At 48.6% G+C, this 1,830-nt stretch carries 1 protein-coding gene; it reads right to left on the bottom strand.

Annotation, left to right across the window (positions count from 1 at the left end):
* Positions 1-186: 186 nt before the first annotated feature.
* Positions 187-1,446 (bottom strand): NAD(P)/FAD-dependent oxidoreductase, encoded by a 1,260-nt coding sequence (locus BUB68_RS14800; protein ID WP_073093061.1) that lies wholly within the window; start codon positions 1,444-1,446, stop codon positions 187-189.
* Between the last annotated feature and the right edge of the window lie 384 nt (positions 1,447-1,830).

Consider the following 1,830-nt stretch of genomic DNA (forward strand, 5'->3'; position numbering starts at 1 on the left):
CTGGCGGGTCATTTAGTGGAGCGGCGAAAAAGTATTCCCACCGCCGCCCCACTGAGCTGTAACAAATTTTATTCAGGCTCGCATTGATAAACTGCGATTTACGCAAATTGGGCTGTTGCACGTAATTTTTCACTGCAACAGCCCAAAATTTTAAGCCAAGGGAATTTTTCACATCCCCATTTATCCTCAGATTTTGATATTCGTAATGATGCGTCCCAATCGCGTGCCGGACAGCAGGTTCCAGGTCCACTTGATGGCTACCGTGATATTGGTATGCGTACCTGCCAGACGGATCAGATGAATGAACATCCATGCGCACCAGGCAATGAAGCCGGTCATCTCCGGGTTCATGCTGGTCTTGGCCACAACGGCCTGCCCACGGCCAATGGTGGCCATGGCACCTAAATCCTTATAGACAAAGGTCTTGAGTTCCTGCTGGCCGCGAATCAGGCGCATGATGTTCTCATGGGCCACTACGGCTTCCTGCGTAGCCACGGGAGCTACCGTAGCCAGCGGACGTTCCGTGCCGTGACAGAAGTTCGCGCAGTCACCGATGGCAAAGACATTCTGACTGCCATTGACGCGCAGTTTCTCGTCAACGATAACACGGCCGGCCCGGTCTACTTCCCCACCGCAATTTTCGATGAACGGCACGGCCTTGACACCAGCGGCCCATATCAGCGTGCTGGTCGGAATCTCTTCCCCATTCTTCAGCTTGATGATATGTCCGTCATAGCCTACCACCTGCGTATTCAACAGCACTTCCACACCTTTGCCGCGCAGGACCTCTACCGTATGGTCACGCAGGTTCTGCGGCATCATGGGCAGGACATTCGGCGTAGCTTCAATCAGCTTGACGGAAACCTCGCTGAAGTCCAGGTTATGGAATTCCTTCTTCTGGATGCCAATCAGCTCCGAGATAGCTCCCGCCTCTTCAATGCCGGTGGGGCCGCCCCCTACAATGACGAAGCTCAGCATCTTGCGGCGCTCTTCGGGATCCTTGCTCTTGTTGGCACGCTCGAACATATGCAGCACATGATTGCGGATATGCAGCGCCTCCTGCAGGGATTTCATACCAAAGGAATGCTGTTCCACTTCCGTCATGCCAAAGAAGTTCGTGGTCGCACCAGCAGCCAGGATCAGATAATCGTATTCGATCTCCCCATGATTGGTCAGCAGGATATTCCGTTTCTGGTCAACGCCCAATGCCTTGGCCATAAAGAATTCCACATTCTTGTTCTTGCGGAAGAACGTGCGGATAGGATAGGCAATCTCATCCGTGGACAGCACCGCTGTAGACACCTGATAAAGAAGCGGCTGGAACAAATGGTAATTGTGGCGGTCTACCAAGGTGATATCCACATCTTCCTTGCTAAACAGCTTTGCCAATTTGACGCCACCAAAGCCAGCGCCTACAATAACGATACGCGGTTTCTTTTCTGCCATGAAAAAGCCCTCCCAGCACTACACATTTCATTCGTGAAAATTTTAACTTTAACTTGTGAAAAAAAGCACTTTTATTTCATGGTTAACATGATAGCACTTTTAAGGATAATTGCAAGAGGGAATTTACATATTTCAGACAATTTATTATTGTATATTCTTAGCGACAGAAAAAACGCATATATTTCTTCCCAATTACTTTTCTTTACACGCAAAAAGGTAACTGGAACGAGCCCGCCATCACGGACCTGTCCAAGTTACCTTTTCCGGTTCTTTTATGCATCTTTCTCCATCATGCTGTATTTATAAACAAACTTAGCAATATATGTTAAATATCTTTATAAATTTTGTTGCTCATTAACTGCTCTCGACAAGCCGAGTATCGGA

It is taken from the genome of Pseudoselenomonas ruminantium (assembly GCF_900142515.1).
In the GTDB taxonomy this organism is placed as follows: domain Bacteria; phylum Bacillota; class Negativicutes; order Selenomonadales; family Selenomonadaceae; genus Selenomonas_A; species Selenomonas_A ruminantium_D.

Coding starts and splice junctions, on each gene's coding strand:
- BUB68_RS14800 (WP_073093061.1), bottom strand. CDS start 1,446: ATGGCAGAAAAGAAACCGCGTATCGTTATTGTAGGCGCTGGCTTTGGT.